Below are 409 nucleotides of genomic sequence, written 5' to 3' on the forward strand. Positions count from 1 at the left end.
CTGCCCTCGTCCGAGCGCCTGCTCTGCCTCCGCCAGTTGCCGGCTGAGGCCGGCTGAGCGTGTCGCGCTCGGCCTGCAACCGCGCCCGCGCCTCCGCGCCGGCCACGGCGGCGTCTTGCGCCCTCACCTGCACGGCCGCCAGTTCGGTGCGCAGGTCCGCGACCACCTGCTCGCCCTTCTGGCGCAGCGTGCGTTCCTGGTCGATCTCGCGCAGCGCGCGGCGTTCGGTGGCACTGGCCCGCTCCTGTGCGACGGCCACCTGCTCGCGGGTGCGTTCCAGCTCCGTCGAGAATTGGGTACGCAACTCTCCCAATTGCCGCTCGAGCGCCTCGATCTGGCGCTGCCCCGCCTCCTGACGCGCCCGCGCGGCGGCGTGGGCCTGGCGCTCGGCGTCCAGTTCCCCCTGCAG

At 74.3% G+C, this 409-nt stretch carries 1 pseudogene; it reads right to left on the bottom strand.

Going from position 1 to position 409, the window contains the following annotated elements:
* Nucleotides 1–409, bottom strand: a pseudogene (locus tag AC1DN0_RS41670) (DNA-binding protein); the annotation flags it as partial.

It is taken from the genome of Cupriavidus sp. 05N39 (genome assembly GCF_056397325.1).